At 38.5% G+C, this 17,000-nt stretch carries 14 protein-coding genes; 10 read left to right on the top strand and 4 right to left on the bottom strand.

Features of this window, described 5'->3' with window-relative positions; translation table 11 throughout:
- Positions 1–7: 7 nt before the first annotated feature.
- Positions 8–1,198 (top strand): pyridoxal phosphate-dependent aminotransferase, encoded by a 1,191-nt coding sequence (locus FVB32_RS00720; RefSeq protein ID WP_147740675.1) that lies wholly within the window; start codon positions 8–10, stop codon positions 1,196–1,198.
- Between the two features lie 59 nt (positions 1,199–1,257).
- On the opposite strand, the gene FVB32_RS00725 is transcribed toward FVB32_RS00720, so the two are convergent.
- Together FVB32_RS00725 and trkA are read right to left on the bottom strand one after the other, a co-directional pair.
- Entirely contained in the window at positions 1,258–2,748 is a 1,491-nt protein-coding gene (locus tag FVB32_RS00725) for a TrkH family potassium uptake protein (protein WP_147740676.1), read from the bottom strand.
- On the bottom strand, positions 2,748–4,097 hold the full coding sequence (gene trkA / locus FVB32_RS00730) for a Trk system potassium transporter TrkA (RefSeq protein WP_147740677.1): 1,350 nt from the start codon (positions 4,095–4,097) through the stop codon (positions 2,748–2,750). Before trkA ends, FVB32_RS00725 begins: the two co-directional genes overlap by 1 nt.
- Before the next feature lie 197 nt (positions 4,098–4,294).
- On the opposite strand from trkA, the gene ubiE reads away from it, so the two are divergent.
- On the top strand, positions 4,295–5,023 hold the full coding sequence (ubiE, locus tag FVB32_RS00735; protein ID WP_147740678.1) for a bifunctional demethylmenaquinone methyltransferase/2-methoxy-6-polyprenyl-1,4-benzoquinol methylase UbiE: 729 nt from the start codon (positions 4,295–4,297) through the stop codon (positions 5,021–5,023).
- 4 nt (positions 5,024–5,027) lie between these two features.
- Positions 5,028–5,726 carry a type IX secretion/gliding motility protein PorT/SprT gene (gene porT / locus FVB32_RS00740; protein ID WP_147740679.1) on the top strand — a complete coding sequence of 233 codons (699 nt, stop codon included), beginning with the start codon at positions 5,028–5,030 and terminating at the stop codon, positions 5,724–5,726.
- Here porT and FVB32_RS00745 read toward each other — a convergent pair.
- Complete coding sequence (locus FVB32_RS00745) at positions 5,713–6,447, bottom strand: TrmH family RNA methyltransferase (RefSeq protein WP_147740680.1); 735 nt, start codon at positions 6,445–6,447, stop codon at positions 5,713–5,715. The genes porT and FVB32_RS00745 overlap by 14 nt on opposite strands.
- 24 nt (positions 6,448–6,471) lie before the next feature.
- Here FVB32_RS00745 and tamL point away from each other — a divergent pair, with 24 nt between their 5' ends.
- The 3 genes from tamL to accD are packed head-to-tail and all read left to right on the top strand — an operon-like array spanning position 6,472 to position 11,084.
- Positions 6,472–9,066, top strand: coding sequence for a translocation and assembly module lipoprotein TamL (tamL, locus tag FVB32_RS00750; protein ID WP_147743369.1), 2,595 nt, complete (start codon positions 6,472–6,474; stop codon positions 9,064–9,066).
- 53 nt (positions 9,067–9,119) lie between these two features.
- Entirely contained in the window at positions 9,120–10,199 is a 1,080-nt protein-coding gene (gene fbaA, locus FVB32_RS00755; protein ID WP_147740681.1) for a class II fructose-bisphosphate aldolase, read from the top strand.
- A gap of 24 nt (positions 10,200–10,223) precedes the next feature.
- The gene (gene accD / locus FVB32_RS00760) at positions 10,224–11,084 is read left to right on the top strand and encodes an acetyl-CoA carboxylase, carboxyltransferase subunit beta (protein ID WP_147740682.1); all 861 of its coding nucleotides are present in this window, start codon (positions 10,224–10,226) and stop codon (positions 11,082–11,084) included.
- A 37-nt stretch (positions 11,085–11,121) separates the two neighbouring features.
- Here the strand turns inward: accD and FVB32_RS00765 are convergent, their stop codons facing one another.
- Positions 11,122–12,000 carry a hypothetical protein gene (locus FVB32_RS00765; protein ID WP_147740683.1) on the bottom strand — a complete coding sequence of 293 codons (879 nt, stop codon included), beginning with the start codon at positions 11,998–12,000 and terminating at the stop codon, positions 11,122–11,124.
- A 154-nt stretch (positions 12,001–12,154) separates the two neighbouring features.
- On the opposite strand from FVB32_RS00765, the gene rpsO reads away from it, so the two are divergent.
- From rpsO to FVB32_RS00785, 4 genes are all read left to right on the top strand, one after another.
- Entirely contained in the window at positions 12,155–12,424 is a 270-nt protein-coding gene (gene rpsO, locus FVB32_RS00770) for a 30S ribosomal protein S15 (RefSeq protein ID WP_147740684.1), read from the top strand.
- A 222-nt stretch (positions 12,425–12,646) separates the two neighbouring features.
- Positions 12,647–14,869, top strand: coding sequence for a polyribonucleotide nucleotidyltransferase (locus FVB32_RS00775; protein WP_147740685.1), 2,223 nt, complete (start codon positions 12,647–12,649; stop codon positions 14,867–14,869).
- Between the two features lie 159 nt (positions 14,870–15,028).
- Entirely contained in the window at positions 15,029–15,892 is an 864-nt protein-coding gene (locus FVB32_RS00780; RefSeq protein ID WP_094997794.1) for a sigma-70 family RNA polymerase sigma factor, read from the top strand.
- Between the two features lie 278 nt (positions 15,893–16,170).
- Entirely contained in the window at positions 16,171–16,950 is a 780-nt protein-coding gene (locus FVB32_RS00785) for a leishmanolysin-related zinc metalloendopeptidase (RefSeq protein WP_147740686.1), read from the top strand.
- The last annotated feature ends 50 nt before the right edge of the window (positions 16,951–17,000 follow it).

Below are 17,000 nucleotides of genomic sequence, written 5' to 3' on the forward strand. Positions count from 1 at the left end.
CATATCAATGAGTAACCAACTTTCTGAAAGGATCAATAGCTTAGTTCCTTCAGCAACCCTTGAAATGGCTGCAAAAGCTCGCGAGCTTAGAGCCTCTGGAAAAGATATTATTGGCCTTAGTTTAGGAGAACCGGATTTTAACACTCCAGATTATATTAAAGAAGCAGCAATACAAGCTATCAATGATGGCTATAATTCATATACTCCGGTTGATGGTTATGTTGAATTGAAAGATGCCATTATCACTAAGTTTAAAAGGGATAACAATATTGCATATGAGCGCCCACAAATAGTAGTTTCGACTGGGGCCAAGCAAGCACTTTATAACGTGGCACAAGCATGCATAAATAAAGGAGATGAAGTTATTCTGCCTTGCCCATACTGGGTAAGTTACAGCGATATTGTAAAACTTTCTGATGGCATACCAGTAGAAGTTGAAACTTCCATTGAAAATGATTTTAAAATGACGGCCGAACAGTTGGAGGCAGCCATTACTCCAAAAACCAAAATGCTTTGGTACAGCTCGCCTTGCAATCCAAGTGGATCCATATATAGTAAAGAAGAACTGAGAGCCTTGGCCGATGTGCTCCAAAAACACCCACAAATTGTGGTGGTAAGTGATGAAATTTACGAGCATATCAATTATGGGGTTACTCCGCACGCATCTATGGCCGCTTTTGAGGATATGTATGATCGTACTGTAACCGTAAATGGTGTAGCCAAAGCTTTTGCCATGACCGGATGGCGAATTGGGTATATAGGTGCGCCAGCTCACATTGCCCGTGCTTGTAATAAATTACAAGGACAAGTAACCAGTGGTGCCAATTGTATAGCTCAAAGAGCTGTTATTACCGCATTATTGGAATCGCCCAATCGTGTACAATACATGGTGGATGAATTCAAAAACAGAAGGAAACTTATCTTAGAATTATTAAATGGTATTGATGGTTTTAAATGCAATGAACCTGAAGGTGCCTTTTATGTATACCCAGATGTGACCGCTTTCTTTGGAAAAACGTTGAATGGGAAAACAATCAATAATGCATCTGATTTTGCTATGTATCTTTTAGAAGAGGCCAATGTGGCCACGGTTACTGGTGATGCCTTTGGAAACGGAAACAGCATCCGTATTTCTTATGCCGCCAGTGAAGATGATATAAAGGAAGCGATTTCCAGAATAGCTCAAGCAGTGAAATAATGCTTCCCAAAAATTCAAAAAACATACTAACCTTTGGTTTTCACTAATCAAAGGTTTTTTTAGGTCTTTTTCCAAAAATATGGTGTTAGAATAATCAAGACGGTAAACAATTCTAGACGCCCAGATAGCATTAAAAATCCACACCACCATTTACCGGCATCTGGCAAGCTATTGTAATTACTGAGTGGGTTGAGACTTCCCAATGCGGGACCAACATTGCCTAATGAAGAGGCAGCTCCACCTATCGCCGAAACAAAATCGAGCCCTAAAAATCCTAAAATAAGGGAGCCAATTATAAAAAGTAGCATATACAGCACAAAAAAGGCTATCACATTATATACAATGTGTTCCGTTACTGTCTTGTTGTTGTAACGCACTGGAATAATAGCATTGATATGAAGGGTTCGTTTAAATTCCAAAAGGCCATTCTTAATAATCAACAAATGACGCATTACCTTAATTCCACCTGCTGTAGAACCTGCAGACCCTCCCAAGAACATCAATCCAAAAAAGAAAATGGTCAAAAATGGGGTCCAAGCTGTAAAATCTGCAGTTACAAATCCCGTGGTGGTCACTATAGCAACTACTTGAAAGAGTGTATGCCTAAAAGCACTTTCCATCTCACCAAAAACCATAGGGTGAAAATCCGATATTTGAACGTCAGCCTTAAGATAGACCACTAAAAAAGCTACAATTACAAAAAGAACAACAAAGCTTGTGTAGTATTTAAACTCTTCATCCTTTAAAACACGTTGAACCTTTCCGGTAAAAGCAAAATAGCTCAGTACAAAATTGCTCCCGGCCAAAAACATAAACAGAATAGTGATGTACTGTATTAAGGGCTGGTTGTTCCAATAGGCCAAACTGGCATTTTTTGTGGAAAACCCACCTGTAGACAATGTAGCCAAGGAATGATTCATGGCATCAAATAAAGACATTCCTGCCAGTTTCAACAATAAGGTTTCAGCCACGGTATAGCCAAAATAAATTAACCACAAGCGTTTAGCGGTATCTGTGATCCTAGGATGTAATTTATCTCCTCCAGGACCCGGAGCTTCAGCAGCAAATAGTTGCATTCCTCCAATTCCCAAAAGTGGAAGAATCGCGATCGCAAGCACAATAATCCCCATTCCGCCAATCCAGTGCGTCAAACTTCTCCAAAAAAGTATCCCTTCTGGCAGGGCTTCAATATCATCAATAATGGATGCTCCAGTTGTGGTATAGCCAGATATGGTTTCAAAAAACGCATTGGTTACCGTAGGTATCGCTCCCGAAAAAAGATACGGTAGCGTTCCAGAAATGGACATGATAATCCACCCAAAAGTCACCACTATATACCCTTCCTTGCGCTTTACTTCCTTTTTATGACCTCTTGTGTAAAACATGGCCATTACCCCAAAAAGCATGGTTACTATTGCAGCCAAGGTAATATCCAGCGTTACGCCATCCTTATAAATACCACTAACAAAAGCGGCTATAAGCATAAAAGAACCATTGCAAAGCAGCAATAGCCCCATAATATGTACAATTATTCGGGTATTGAGTCTCATTACAAGAACAACTTTTCTATTCTGGGAATTGCTTTTGGTAAACAACAGACCACCACACGGTCACCTTCTAAAATTTTAAAATCCCCCAAGGCAATTATTCCTTTTCCATCCCTAATTACGCCTCCAATGCTGGCCTCTCTTGGAAAGCTTAACTCCCTTATAATTTCTCCGTTTACCAAAGAAGAAGCTTTCACCTCAAATTCCAAAATTTCGGCGTTCAGGTTATTCAACCGTGTAAGTGCGAGCACCTCTCCCCTACGGATGTATCTAAAGATATTATTGGCAGCCAATAGCTTTTTATTGATCAAAGTATCTACCCCAATGGATTGCGATAGTTCAAAATAATCCATATTCTCCACCATGGCGATGGTTTTCTTTATCTTTTTGGATTTGGCCACCAAACAGGACATAATATTGGTCTCTGAGTTACCGGTAACCGCGATAAACGCATCCATGGATTCCAGGCTTTCCTCATCCAACAGTTCAACATTTCTTCCATCACCATTGATCACAAGGGCATGGGGAAGGTCGTCTGCAATCTGAAATGCTTTGTCCTTATCTTTTTCAATCAGCTTTACGTTGAACTTATTATTGCACAGATCTCGAGCTGTTTTGAAACCAACTTTGCTCCCTCCCAAAATCATGACATTTTTGATGTCTTTTTTCTGCATACCGGTGAGCTTATACAGCTCGTCCACACCACCTGCGGAAGTAATAAAATACACTTGATCTCCTTCCTTAAAAACGGTATCTCCCCTCGGAATAAGGGTAAATTGTGTCCCCATTCGCTGCAGTGCAATAGGCATAAAATGGAGTTCAGGGAATATTTTGGCTGCCTCTTTGACCATTTTACCCACAAAAGGGGCCGATTTTGGCAAGAAAACCCCGATCATGGTCAATAAACCTCCTTCAAACTCATAGGTATCATTAAATGCAGATTGATTCAACAATAATTGTATTTCTGTTGCTGCCAATTCCTCTGGAGAAATTAATTCATCTATACCAAGCTCATCAAATTTGATAAGGTCCCTATTATCCATAAACTCAGTATTGGATATTCGAGCAATAGTTTGTTTACATCCCAATTGCTTGGCTAAAAGACAAAGGGTTAGATTGGTCGTTTCTGAAGCGGTAACCCCAATCACCAACTCAGAACTTTCAACCTGAGCATCGCGAAGCACCTCTATTGAAGTGGCATCCCCCTTTAGTACACGAATATCTAAATGATTATCTGCATACGACAAACTTTCTTTGTCCGTATCAATCAATGTTATGGCCTGTGCTTCATACGACAAAAGTTTTGCCAAATGAAAGCCTACTTCACCTGCTCCCGCAATTATAATCTTCATTGATTAGAATAAGATGTTCTTAAATAAATTCAATTTGAGTATTACAAATGATAAAAAAAGAATGGTATTCGGAGTCTAAAAGACGCATACTTAACATACTACGGAAAAGTTTTCCTTTATTGTTTGGCAAAATTACGCAATTATTTTTTGTACAGCTCCATATCCCTATGTTGTATATTTGCCAGCAAATTCTATACATGCCCAAAAAAGTTATTCCATATAAGGATTCTGAATTAGGAAAAAAGGAACAGGTTAAGCAAATGTTCGATACTATTTCTAAGGATTATGATGGGCTAAACAGGGTAATTTCTTTTGGTATTGATTTAAAATGGCGCAGAAGGGTGGTGAATCTTCTTAAAAAGAAATCGCCGCAAACCATCTTGGATATTGCAACTGGAACGGGAGATTTGGCCATTGCAATGACTAAAACAGGCGCTAAAAAAATTATTGGTTTGGATATTTCTCCTGGAATGTTAGAAGTGGGGAAGCATAAAATTGCGGATAAGAACCTGCAAGACACCATTCAAATGGTGGTGGGTGACAGTGAAAATCTTTCTTTCGATGATAATACATTTGATGCGGTTACTGTAGCTTTTGGTGTGCGTAACTTTGAAAACTTGGAAAAAGGACTTCGAGAAATTTACAGGGTTTTAAAACCAGAAGGAAGTTTGGTGATTCTTGAAACTTCTGTCCCAACCAAAACACCATTTAAACAAGGGTATAGATTATATACCAAATATATTCTCACAGGTATAGGCAAAACCTTCTCTAAAGATCGTTCTGCATATGATTACTTGAGCGAATCAGCTTCTGTTTTTCCTCATGGGCAGGAATTCAACAATATTTTGGCCAAAATTGGGTTTATAGGTATAGAGAACATGCCCCAAACATTTGGGGTGGCATCTATATATGTCGCGACAAAATAATTTAATGAAAAACGTCCTTCTTCTGTTCGGTCTACTGGTATTAGTATGCCCAAATTCCATAGCACAGTTTCAAAAAGACCCTATCCTTAATCTTCAGAGCGAGGATTTAAAACTTTTGAATTGGGGTTACTATCTTGGTTTTAACCAATATGATTTTCAATTTGAATATGAAAATGACATTGGACAAGATGTTTTGGTTGATAAAAGCATAGGCTTTAATGTTGGATTGATAGGAGAGCTAAGAATCAACGAGTTTTTGGACCTTCGTTTTGAGCCTGGTTTACTCTATACATCGCGTAATCTTGGCTTTCCAGGGTTTACAAGCGAAGCCGACGCCCTTAGAGAAGTAAAATCAACATACATTAGGTTTCCTTTATTGTTAAAAGCCAGCGCAAAAAGATTTGGCAACTGGAAACCCTACATAACTGGTGGAGTGTATACTGCCATGAATTTAGGGAGTAAGGAAGATAGTTTAGATGATAACAGCAGTGGAGAGTTTAGGATGAAACAAAATGTGTACGGCTATGAACTCGGATTTGGAATCGATATTTATACGGAGTACTTTAAGTTTTCACCTTCTATCCGTGGGGTTTTTGCCTTGACCGATGAGCTTGTTCCTGATAATGACCCTAATAGTCCTTGGACAGGGAACATCGATGCCATGCGGACCCGAGGGTTCTTTATCAACTTTACTTTTGAATAGCTTGGTTTCTTCTCACCTCATTTAATAAAATAGCCGTTGCGGTTGCAACATTCAAACTCTCTGCAGTAACTTCTCCAAATTGAGGGATAGCAATACGTTCTGTAATTAATTCACTGATTTCTTCCGAAATGCCATTGGCCTCATTCCCCATAACCAAAACCCCTTTTTCAGGTAGTTTTTTCTGATAAACGTTTTCTCCATCCATAAACGCACCATAAATAGGGTAATCCATGGTTTTCAAATAATTCGGCAAATCAACGTAAATGACATCCACCCGGGCAATGGAGCCCATGGTAGCCTGCAATACCTTAGGGTTATAACAGTCAACCGTATCCAAGGAACAGATTAGTTGTTTAATTCCAAACCAGTCGCAGAGTCTTATAATAGTCCCCAAATTTCCAGGATCCCTAACAGCATCCAATGCAACAGTCCAATCAAGATTTTCGTTCTTTTCTGTACTACGCATATGAAATACTCCCAATATACCATTTGGGGTACTCAAACTACTCATCTGTTTCAATTCAGATGCTGAGACCAATTCAGCCTTATTAAAATTTTCCAACTCGTGGGAGTTATCCACAAATAGTTTAAATGGTACCAATCCAACCTCCAAAAGTTCGTTTACCATCTTTTTTCCCTCAACTACAAACAATCCATGTTCACTTCGGTACTTTTTTTGCTGTAAGCTTGTAACTAGTTTAATTTGGTTTTTGGTAACCATCTAAATCGTGTATTTTTGGCGTCTATGAAGGGTGTTTTAGGTCTAATGTGCAACAAAGCAAAAGTAGGACTATTGTTGCTTATGTTAAGCATGGTAGGTTGCAATACCCTTAAAAAGGTGGAAGATGACGAATTTCTTCTCACCAAAAACACTTTGTATGCGGATGACAAAAAGGTAAAAAACGATGATATCGAAAGCCTGATTGCTCAAAAACCCAATAGCAGTCTTCTTGGATATCCACTTCGTCTTAACCTATACAATCTTGCAAAAGAAAACCCAGATTCTTCCTTCCAGAATTGGCTTCACCGAAAAGAAAAAAGAGAAAAGCGATTAAATAAGTTGCTTTCTCAAAAACAGGTCAACAGATTAAAAGAATCCTTTGTTGTAAAAGGAGCAAGTGATTTTTTTAAAAGAATTGGTGAGGCTCCTGTGGTAATTGACACATCGCTAACCCAAAAATCCGTAGACCGTTTAAAGGGATATTATAATAGCAAAGGTTATTTTAATAACTCGGGCACCTATACTATAGCTCCAGCAAAACGAAAAAAGAGAGCTGAAATTGATTATAAAATCTCGTTAGGAAAGCCTTTTCTTATTGATACCATTCAAAAAAACATATCATCTCCGGAGTTGGATTCCATTTATATCCATACGAAAGACCAATCCCTTGTTAAAAATGGAGATCAATTTGACCTTGCCAACTTTAACCGTGAACGTGAGCGCTTAACCTCGTTATTTAGAAACTCTGGAGTGTATAACTTTCAGGAAAGCTCTATTAATTATGATATTCAGAGAGACACTTCACAAGTTGCAAATGACCAATTGATGGATGTTCAGTTAAATATTCAAAACCCAAGGACTGCAAATGATAGTACTGCAACAGATAACGAGTATCGAGTGCATCGATTAAAGAAAATAAACATTTATGCAGATTATTTGTTTGGGAGTGATTCCGATTCCCTAAAATCCCTGGATTATGAAAACTACACCATTTTTTATTACAACAAACTTAAATATAAGCCTAAGGCCTTAACGGATGCTATCTTCTTTGAAAAAGACAGTGTTTATCGAGACTTGGACAGGATTAGAACCTACAGGCAAATAACCAACCTCAATACCTTCAAATATCCAAATATTGAGTTCATACCAGATACAACAAGGGCCCAACTTATCTCTAACATCTACTTGGCCCCAAGACAAAAATATTCACTGAATTTGGATTTTGATGTAACCCACTCCAATATTCAGGAAGTAGGTACTGCTTTTAGTGCAACAGTAATTACAAGAAACGTTTTTGGAGGAGCAGAGACTTTAAATATATCGGCTAGAGGATCCATTGGTCTTCTTAGTGATCGTAATCCTTCACTATCCAATGAAGCTTTCACCTCAGAATTGGGTGGAGACATCAATATCACATTTCCTAGAATCTGGCTTCCATTTAATACAGAAAAAATTATTCCATATTATATGTTGCCTCAGAGTCGGTTTCTAATAGGTACCAACTTTCAAAAAAACATTGGTTTGGACAAGCAATCTTTCAATAGTGTATTGTCCTATAATTGGTCGCCATCAATCAGCTTAAAACATAACATTGAGTTGTTGAACGTGGAGTTTGTACGAAATGTGAATCCAGATAATTTTTATAATGTTTATCAAAACACATTTAGCAACCTTGACGAAATTGCCGATCAATTCGAAAATGACCCTCAATATGCTTCTTTTTTTAATACTCCTGATAATGCAGCCGATCCCATCCAACTAAACATTCCTTCAGGTGCCAATAACTTTGCCCAAGCAGTATTAAATAATGAAATCCCTGTAACTCCAGAAGAGCGAAGCGAGGTAAACAGTATCGAAGAACGTAGACAAAGACTAACAGAAAACAACCTGATTTTTGCTAGTAATTATACATTTACCAAAAACAATAAATTGAACATTAACGATAATGATTTTTATCAATTTAGAGTTAAACTGGAAAGCGCAGGAAATTTACTCTCATTACTTGAGGATGTAGTTCCGTACAATAAAAACGACAATGACCAACTTTTGGTTTTTGGGGTCCCCTTCTCACAATATTTTAAAACTGAACTGGATTTTGTGAAGCATTGGGAGGTTTCAGATTCAAAAGTATTGGCCTTTAGAAGTTTCTTTGGATTGGCAGTACCTTATGGCAATTCAGAAAGTATTCCTTTTGTTCGAAGTTATTTTGCAGGTGGGTCCAATGATAATAGGGCCTGGAATGCATATGAATTAGGCCCGGGAAGCACACAAAACGTCAATGATTTTAACGAAGCGAACTTAAAAATTGCCCTTAATGTAGAATATCGGTTCCCTATTGCCGGTGATGTAAAAGGAGCATTCTTTGCCGATGCAGGAAACATTTGGAACGTTTTTGACAACGAGGATAATCCAGATGCTATTTTTAGTGGATTCGATTCTTTGGGAGATATTGCACTGGGAACTGGATTGGGGCTTCGTTACGACTTTACCTATTTTGTTTTTAGACTGGATGTAGGCTTTAAAACCTACAATCCCGCACTCGAGCAATCCAAGCGATGGTTTAGCGGATACAACCTAAGTGATGCCGTATTTAATATAGGAATCAATTATCCTTTCTAGAGTAAATATTTTATTACTTTTGTTGCTTAATTTAAACCGTAACTAACTAAAACATGTCCCACAATATAAAACCGGGTGTTGCTACTGGTGATGAAGTGCAAGCCATTTTTAACCATGCAAAAGAAAATAACTATGCCTTACCAGCTGTAAACGTTATTGGATCAAACACCATAAATGCCGTTTTAGAAACCGCTGCAGCCTTAAATTCCCCTGTTATTGTTCAATTTTCAAATGGAGGAGCCCAATTTAATGCAGGAAAAGGGTTGTCCAATGAAAATCAAAGAGCTGCCGTATTGGGAGCAGTTGCCGGTGCCAAACACGTACATCAGCTAACGGAAGCTTATGGAGCTACCGTTATTCTACATACAGATCACTGCGCCAAAAAATTATTGCCATGGATAGATGGCCTTTTAGATGCCAGTGAAGAACATTATGCAGCTACTGGAAAATCATTGTTTAGTTCCCACATGATAGATTTATCTGAAGAACCTATAGAAGAGAACATAGAAACTTGCAAAAGCTATTTGGAGCGTATGAGCAAGATGGACATGACTTTGGAAATAGAATTAGGAGTAACCGGAGGTGAAGAAGATGGCGTGGACAATACAGATGTCGATAGTTCAAAATTATACACACAGCCTGAAGAAGTCGCGTATGCATATGAAGAATTATCGAAAGTAAGTCCAAAATTCACCGTTGCTGCGGCTTTTGGTAATGTTCATGGGGTGTATAAGCCTGGTAATGTTACATTGACGCCAAAAATCTTGAAAAATTCTCAAGAATTTGTTTCAGAAAAATATGGCGTGGAACACAATCATATCGATTTCGTTTTCCATGGCGGGTCAGGCTCCACAGTTGAAGAAATAAGAGAGGCTATTGGTTATGGAGTTGTAAAAATGAATATTGATACAGATTTACAGTATGCCTTCCTTTCTGGAGTTAGGGACTATGTACAAGGCAAATCCGATTACCTTCAAGCACAAATAGGAAACCCTGATGGTGGTGACCAACCCAATAAGAAATTCTACGACCCAAGAGTATGGCTCCGTGAAGGGGAAAAATCTTTTGTTGATCGTTTGAAAAAAGCATTCGAAGACCTAAACAACATCAATACGTTGTATACACTTGGATAAAACCGTTTAATTTAATTTTATTGCATGTCGTCTTGGTTTAAAAGAAAAGAAAAAGGAATACAAACAGCCACCGAGGAGAAAAAAGACACTCCAAGGGGGCTTTGGTATAAATCCCCCACGGGAAAGATTGTTGAATCCGAAGACTTGGCTAAAAACTTCTATGTTAGTCCAGAAGATGATTACCATGTTAGAATAGGTAGTAAGGAATACTTTGAAATTTTATTTGATAACAATACGTTCAAAGAATTGGATGAGAAACTATCTTCCAAGGACCCTTTACGTTTTGTGGATACCAAAAAATACTCAGAGCGTTTAAAAGCTGCCCAACAAAAAACTGGACTTAAAGATGCTATTAGAACAGGCATTGGAAAATCTATGGGTAAGGAATTGGTCATTGCCTGTATGGATTTTAGTTTTATTGGAGGATCTATGGGAAGTGTGGTAGGTGAAAAAATTGCCAGAGCCATCGACGTTGCCAAAAAGAAAAAAGTTCCATTTTTAATGATTTCCAAATCGGGAGGAGCACGTATGATGGAAGCGGCTCTTTCTCTTATGCAATTGGCAAAAACCTCTGCTAAGTTGGCCCAATTGGCTGAAGCCAAGGTTCCTTACATTTCATTATGTACAGACCCCACAACTGGTGGTACCACAGCTTCATATGCCATGTTAGGCGATATTAATATCTCCGAACCTGGTGCTTTAATCGGTTTTGCTGGACCCAGAGTAGTAAAAGATACCGTAGGCAAAGATTTACCAGACGGATTCCAAACATCAGAATTTGTTAAGGAACATGGGTTTCTAGACTTCATTTCCCATAGAAAGGATTTGAAGAAGAAAATAAATCTATATCTGGATTTGATACAAAATCAACCAGTAAGAACATAAAAAAAGCCTGCAATAGCAGGCTTTTTTTATCCAAGAGCTACTTTAAAAAGCGTCTTAGAAATATTTCCGTTTCAGTACCGTCTGGCTTGGTCAATATGCCCTTGGCATCACAACTTCCATCTCCAAAATCCAAACTTGCCGTATTGTCATTTCTAGAGATTTCCAAAACCCCACTAACAATAAACCTACAAGCCATTTCCCTACGCAATGGTGTAATCACCTCCTTAATGAAAACATTCCCCAATCTACCAACATAAGTTCTCTTGCCAGTAATTAGAAAAACATTATCACCCCAAAAACCTGAACCATACCCCTCAATCCATTCACGGGTTCTGGTTCCAGTAAAAGAAGCGGTATCGCCTTCGGGCCATGTGGCATTAAAAGAAGCATTTGCAGTACTTTGTGGATTACCGTTGTCATTAGATCTAACACGTAAGATATCTGCAGACCCTTCCACTGCAACGCCATTAAAAGTGAAATTTTCCAGCGTTAATGCAATGGATTTAGAAGCGGTTTCCATGTCCTTGGCATAACTTAATTGAATAATCCCACTCAATACATTACCATTTGGAAGTTCACAGCCTTCGCCAAAATCAATAGTTTTTTCTCTAGTAGTATCAGTAACAACCGTTGTAATAGTAACACAATCTGGTAAGTAATCAGACTGATAGTCTGCTTTGGAAATCATTGAAATCTCATCCGCTGCGTAAACATCTTCGGCTACAGTGGTAACTTCTTCAGAAATCATTTCAGCTTCATCACTAAATTGTAATTCTGTAGCCGAAATTACTTCCGTATTTGATAATTCATCTTCGGCACTCTCCTCCTTACTACATGAAACAACTGTTAAAAGTAACATTGCCAAAAGCATTAAGGTAATTCTAATAAAGTTTGTTTGTTCAAGACTCTTTTTCATAATGATTGAATTTTATGGTTTGTGTCTATGACCAACAGAAGAACAAAAGGTTTAATGAGCCATCAAAAATTCCACATTCTAAAAAAAGAACTTATCTTTGCACGCTGATTGAGAGACAATCATATACATAAAAATCATTTAAATAAATATTGGAATGTATTTAACAAAAGAAGTGAAAGCCGAGATTTTTAAGAAACACGGCGGTTCCGAAGGGAACACAGGTTCTACGGAAGGGCAAGTTGCCTTGTTCACGCACCGTATCAACCATTTAACACAACATTTAAAAAACAACCACAAAGATTATAATACTGAGCGTTCTTTGGTGAAGTTGGTAGGTAAAAGACGTAGCCTTTTAGATTACCTAAAGAAAAAAGATATTGCAAAGTATCGTTCTTTGATTAAAGAACTAAATATTAGAAAATAAGTTTCAAAGGGGAGGTTTCGGCTTCCCCTTTATTTTTTGCTAACCATGTTTAGCTTTCAAAAGTCCCTGCCAATATAGGTTGGGCAAACACAAAAAGCTGCCTACAGTTTTTCATTGGTCAGTGCCACAGGCACACACAACAACAACACAACCCGACCGTCCGGATGGCGGTAGACCAAATGTTTAACGACCCGTAGATATTAGACGGGTAAGATATTATTTATGATTCCAAAAACTTTTAAAGAGGTCATTGACCTTGGTGACGGTAGAGAAATTTCTATTGAAACTGGAAAATTGGCAAAACAAGCACACGGCTCTGTTGTTGTTCAATCGGGCGATTGTATGTTATTATGTACGGTTGTATCAAATTACAAACAAAGCGATGTAGACTTTTTGCCACTCACGGTAGATTATCGCGAAAAATTTGCAGCTGCTGGGCGTTACCCCGGTGGTTTCTTCAAACGTGAGGCTCGCCCTAGTGATGGCGAAGTATTGACCATGCGTTTGGTAGATAGGGTTTTAAGACCATTATTCCCAAAAGATTATCATGCTGAAACCCAGGTGATGATTCAATTAATGTCTCATGACGAAAACGTAATGCCAGATGCTATGGCAGGACTTGCTGCCTCTGCGGCAATTCAACTTTCGGACTTTCCATTCGAATGTGCCATTTCAGAAGCTAGAGTCGGACGTGTTAATGGTGAATTTATCATCAACCCAACGCGAGAGCAGTTAAAAGAATCTGACATCGATATGATGATCGGTGCCTCTGCCGATTCTGTAATGATGGTAGAAGGCGAGATGAAAGAGATTTCCGAAGAGGAAATGACCGAAGCGATCAAATTTGCGCACGAAGCCATTAAAGTACAATGTGCAGCACAGATAAAATTGGCGGAAGCTTTCGGTAAAAAAGAAGTACGCGAGTACGAGCCAGAGCATGAAAATGAAGATTTAGCCAAAAAAGTTCACGACCTTGCTTATGATAAAGTATATGCAGTAGCCAAAGCAGGTTCTGCAAAACATGAGCGTAGTGCTGCCTTCGATGAAATTAAAGAGGAAATAAAAGCAACTTTTTCTGAAGAAGAATTGGAAGATTTTGGTGATTTAGTTACCAAATATTTCTATAAAGCCGAAAAAGCAGCTATTAGAGATTTGACCCTCAATGACGGTTTGCGATTAGATGGTAGAAAAACAGACGAAATCAGACCAATCTGGTGTGAAATCGACTATTTACCTTCTGTTCACGGCTCATCTATCTTTACTAGAGGGGAAACTCAAGCATTGGCAACAGTGACTTTAGGAACTTCAAGAGAAGCTAACCAGATAGATATGCCATCCTATGAAGGTGAAGAAACGTTCTATTTGCATTATAACTTCCCTCCTTTTTCTACAGGTGAAGCAAGACCTATCCGTGGGACATCTCGTAGAGAAGTTGGTCACGGAAACTTGGCACAACGCGCACTAAAAGGAATGATTCCTGAAGATTGTCCATATACAGTAAGAGTAGTATCTGAAGTATTGGAATCCAATGGATCATCATCAATGGCAACGGTTTGTTCCGGTACAATGGCATTGATGGATGCCGGTATTCAATTGAAAAAGCCAGTTTCTGGTATTGCAATGGGATTAATTACTGATACCGATTCAGGAAAATATGCAGTTTTATCAGACATTTTGGGTGATGAAGATCACTTAGGAGATATGGATTTTAAAGTAACCGGTACCGCTGATGGTATTACTGCTTGTCAAATGGATATCAAAGTAAAAGGACTTTCCTATGAAATCTTGGTAAAAGCATTGATGCAAGCTAAAGATGGTAGGTTGCACATCCTTGAAAAACTGACCGACACTATTGATGCGCCAAGAGCTGACGTTAAGTCTTATGCACCAAAAATTGTTACCAAAATTATTCCAGGAGAATATATTGGGGCTGTTATTGGTTCTGGTGGAAAAGTGATTCAAGAATTGCAGAAAGAAACCAACACTACTATCGTTATCAACGAAGATCCAGATACAGAAGAAGGTATTGTTGAAATCTTAGGTACTGGTCAAGATGGTATTGATGCTGTAATTGCTAAAATTGATGCATTAATGTTCAAGCCAGAAGTAGGTAGCGTGTATGAGGTAAAAGTCATTAAAATGCTAGACTTTGGTGCCGTTGTTGAATATGTCGAAGCTCCAGGTAACGAAGTATTACTTCACGTTTCCGAATTAGCGTGGGAACGCACCGAAAATGTGTCTGATGTTGTAAACATGGGAGATGTCTTTGATGTGAAATACTTCGGACTTGATCCAAGAACTAGAAAAGAAAAGGTATCTCGAAAGGCTTTACTACCAAAACCTGAAGGTTATGTAGAAAGACCACCAAGAAACGACAGAGGTGGAGATAGAAGAGGCGGTGACCGCAGAGGTGGAAATCGTGATAGAAAACCAAGAAGAGACTAAATTTTAGTCAATTCATTGAAAATAAAGGCTCCAAGCATTGCTTGGGGCCTTTTTTACAACAAAAAATCAAGAAAACTTTATCAAAATGTAACTTTTTGCATTTTCCTACGTATAACTTAATGAGCTCCGGTTCACAAATTTAATTTGAAGGGAAAATAAATGAGACAGTTAAAAATTACAAAACAGGTTACCAATAGGGAAACCGCATCGCTAGACAAATACTTACAGGAAATCGGTAAAGTAGATTTGATTACTGCCGACGAGGAAGTGGAATTGGCACAGCGAATTAAAGCGGGTGACCAGATAGCCTTGGAAAAATTAACTAAAGCCAACCTCAGGTTCGTGGTTTCTGTTGCAAAGCAGTATCAAAACCAAGGATTGACCCTTCCTGATTTAATAAATGAAGGAAACTTAGGGCTGATCAAAGCAGCACAACGTTTTGATGAGACCCGTGGATTTAAATTTATATCCTACGCAGTTTGGTGGATTCGCCAGTCTATTTTGCAGGCATTAGCGGAACAATCCCGTATTGTACGTTTGCCGTTGAACAAGATTGGATCTATCAACAAAATCAATAAGACCTTTGCTTTTTTAGAGCAGGCACACGAAAGGATTCCATCTGCAGAGGAAATAGCCAAGGAATTGGATATGACCGTTGAAGATGTTAAGCAATCCTTGAAAAACTCAGGACGTCATGTATCTATGGATGCGCCGCTAATTGACGGTGAGGATTCCAACTTATACGATGTATTAAGAAGTGGAGAATCTCCAAATCCAGATAAAGAATTATTACACGAGTCCTTGAGGACAGAGATTGAACGTGCATTGGAGACATTGACTCCAAGAGAAGCAGATGTTATCCGCTTGTACTTTGGTCTAGCAGGTCAACATTCCATGACTTTGGAAGAAATTGGTGAAACTTTCGACTTAACAAGAGAACGTGTTCGCCAAATAAAAGAAAAAGCAATTAGAAGGTTAAAACATACTTCTAGAAGTAAGATTTTAAAGACTTATTTGGGTTAATCATAAGATTATCCGCACAAATTACAGTTAAACAAACCTTAAATTTGTTTTTTGGCAAGAAAGTTGTAATTTGTAATCCTACAACAGTTTATCATGACTGTTCGTTTTTTGATTGATGAATAAACTCCGGCTGATTACCGGAGTTTTTTCATTTACACCCTGTCCAAAAATTGGACAAACTTAGCCAACCTCCCTGTTAAAGTTTCTCAAACGACTGTCCTTATAGCATTTTCCAACGTACATATTCTAACTACAGGATATTTTAAAATAGACAGGATATGAGTTTTACTATAGAAATAAGATTTTTAGGTGGTTTAACAGAGAGTCAACAATCAGTATTTGCAGATGCTGCATGCAGATGGCAAGAAATTATTCTAGGAGATTTACCTCCTGTACAATTGGCGAACGGAGATATCATAGAGAATGTGAGAATCGATGCCCAAGGCACTACTATTGATGGTGCCTCAGGAATATTAGGCCAAGCAGGACCCACACAACTAAGATCAGGAAGTTTTTTGCCCGCAACTGGCATTATGCGATTTGATAGTGCAGATTTAGCCCGTTTAGAAGCTGAAAACAGCCTTGTTGATGTCATTATTCATGAAATGGGGCATGTTTTAGGGTTTGGGACACTATGGTCTTCCCAGTTTTTAGGGTTAATTGCTGGTGAAGGCTCTGAAAATCCTGTATTTACTGGTGAAAACGCTCTCAATGAATATAAAAACCTCACCAATAGTATTGAGCCTAATCCTGTTCCTTTAGCTAATACCGGAGGCCCAGGAACTAGAGAGGGGCATTGGCGTGAGCTTACTTTCGACAATGAGTTGATGACAGGATTTATAGATACAGGGGACAACCCCATAAGCAGACTATCTATTGCCGCGTTTGAAGACATGGGGTATCAAGTGGAATACACCTCCGCTGATACATATGCCCTCCCCGACCCAACAATAATGGAATTGAAAGAGTTAAAAGAAAACAATCAGTGTAAAATGTGTAGCAGAAAAATTCTCCGTTGCGACCCCATAATCTTACCTGAAAGTGCATTTTTGAATTAGCAATCAAGACAAAAATAAGGCGCGTAAACCTAAAAAAGCATTTGCTTATT

The sequence above is a fragment of the Flagellimonas hymeniacidonis genome (assembly GCF_008040165.1).
Classification (GTDB): Bacteria; Bacteroidota; Bacteroidia; order Flavobacteriales; family Flavobacteriaceae; genus Flagellimonas; species Flagellimonas hymeniacidonis.

Coding starts and splice junctions, on each gene's coding strand:
- ubiE (WP_147740678.1), top strand. CDS start 4,295: ATGCCCAAAAAAGTTATTCCATATAAGGATTCTGAATTAGGAAAAAAG.
- porT (WP_147740679.1), top strand. CDS start 5,028: ATGAAAAACGTCCTTCTTCTGTTCGGTCTACTGGTATTAGTATGCCCA.
- trkA (WP_147740677.1), bottom strand. CDS start 4,097: ATGAAGATTATAATTGCGGGAGCAGGTGAAGTAGGCTTTCATTTGGCA.
- FVB32_RS00780 (WP_094997794.1), top strand. CDS start 15,029: ATGAGACAGTTAAAAATTACAAAACAGGTTACCAATAGGGAAACCGCA.
- fbaA (WP_147740681.1), top strand. CDS start 9,120: ATGTCCCACAATATAAAACCGGGTGTTGCTACTGGTGATGAAGTGCAA.
- FVB32_RS00725 (WP_147740676.1), bottom strand. CDS start 2,748: ATGAGACTCAATACCCGAATAATTGTACATATTATGGGGCTATTGCTG.
- accD (WP_147740682.1), top strand. CDS start 10,224: ATGTCGTCTTGGTTTAAAAGAAAAGAAAAAGGAATACAAACAGCCACC.
- FVB32_RS00745 (WP_147740680.1), bottom strand. CDS start 6,447: ATGGTTACCAAAAACCAAATTAAACTAGTTACAAGCTTACAGCAAAAA.
- FVB32_RS00765 (WP_147740683.1), bottom strand. CDS start 12,000: ATGAAAAAGAGTCTTGAACAAACAAACTTTATTAGAATTACCTTAATG.
- FVB32_RS00720 (WP_147740675.1), top strand. CDS start 8: ATGAGTAACCAACTTTCTGAAAGGATCAATAGCTTAGTTCCTTCAGCA.
- FVB32_RS00785 (WP_147740686.1), top strand. CDS start 16,171: ATGAGTTTTACTATAGAAATAAGATTTTTAGGTGGTTTAACAGAGAGT.
- FVB32_RS00775 (WP_147740685.1), top strand. CDS start 12,647: ATGATTCCAAAAACTTTTAAAGAGGTCATTGACCTTGGTGACGGTAGA.
- tamL (WP_147743369.1), top strand. CDS start 6,472: ATGAAGGGTGTTTTAGGTCTAATGTGCAACAAAGCAAAAGTAGGACTA.
- rpsO (WP_147740684.1), top strand. CDS start 12,155: ATGTATTTAACAAAAGAAGTGAAAGCCGAGATTTTTAAGAAACACGGC.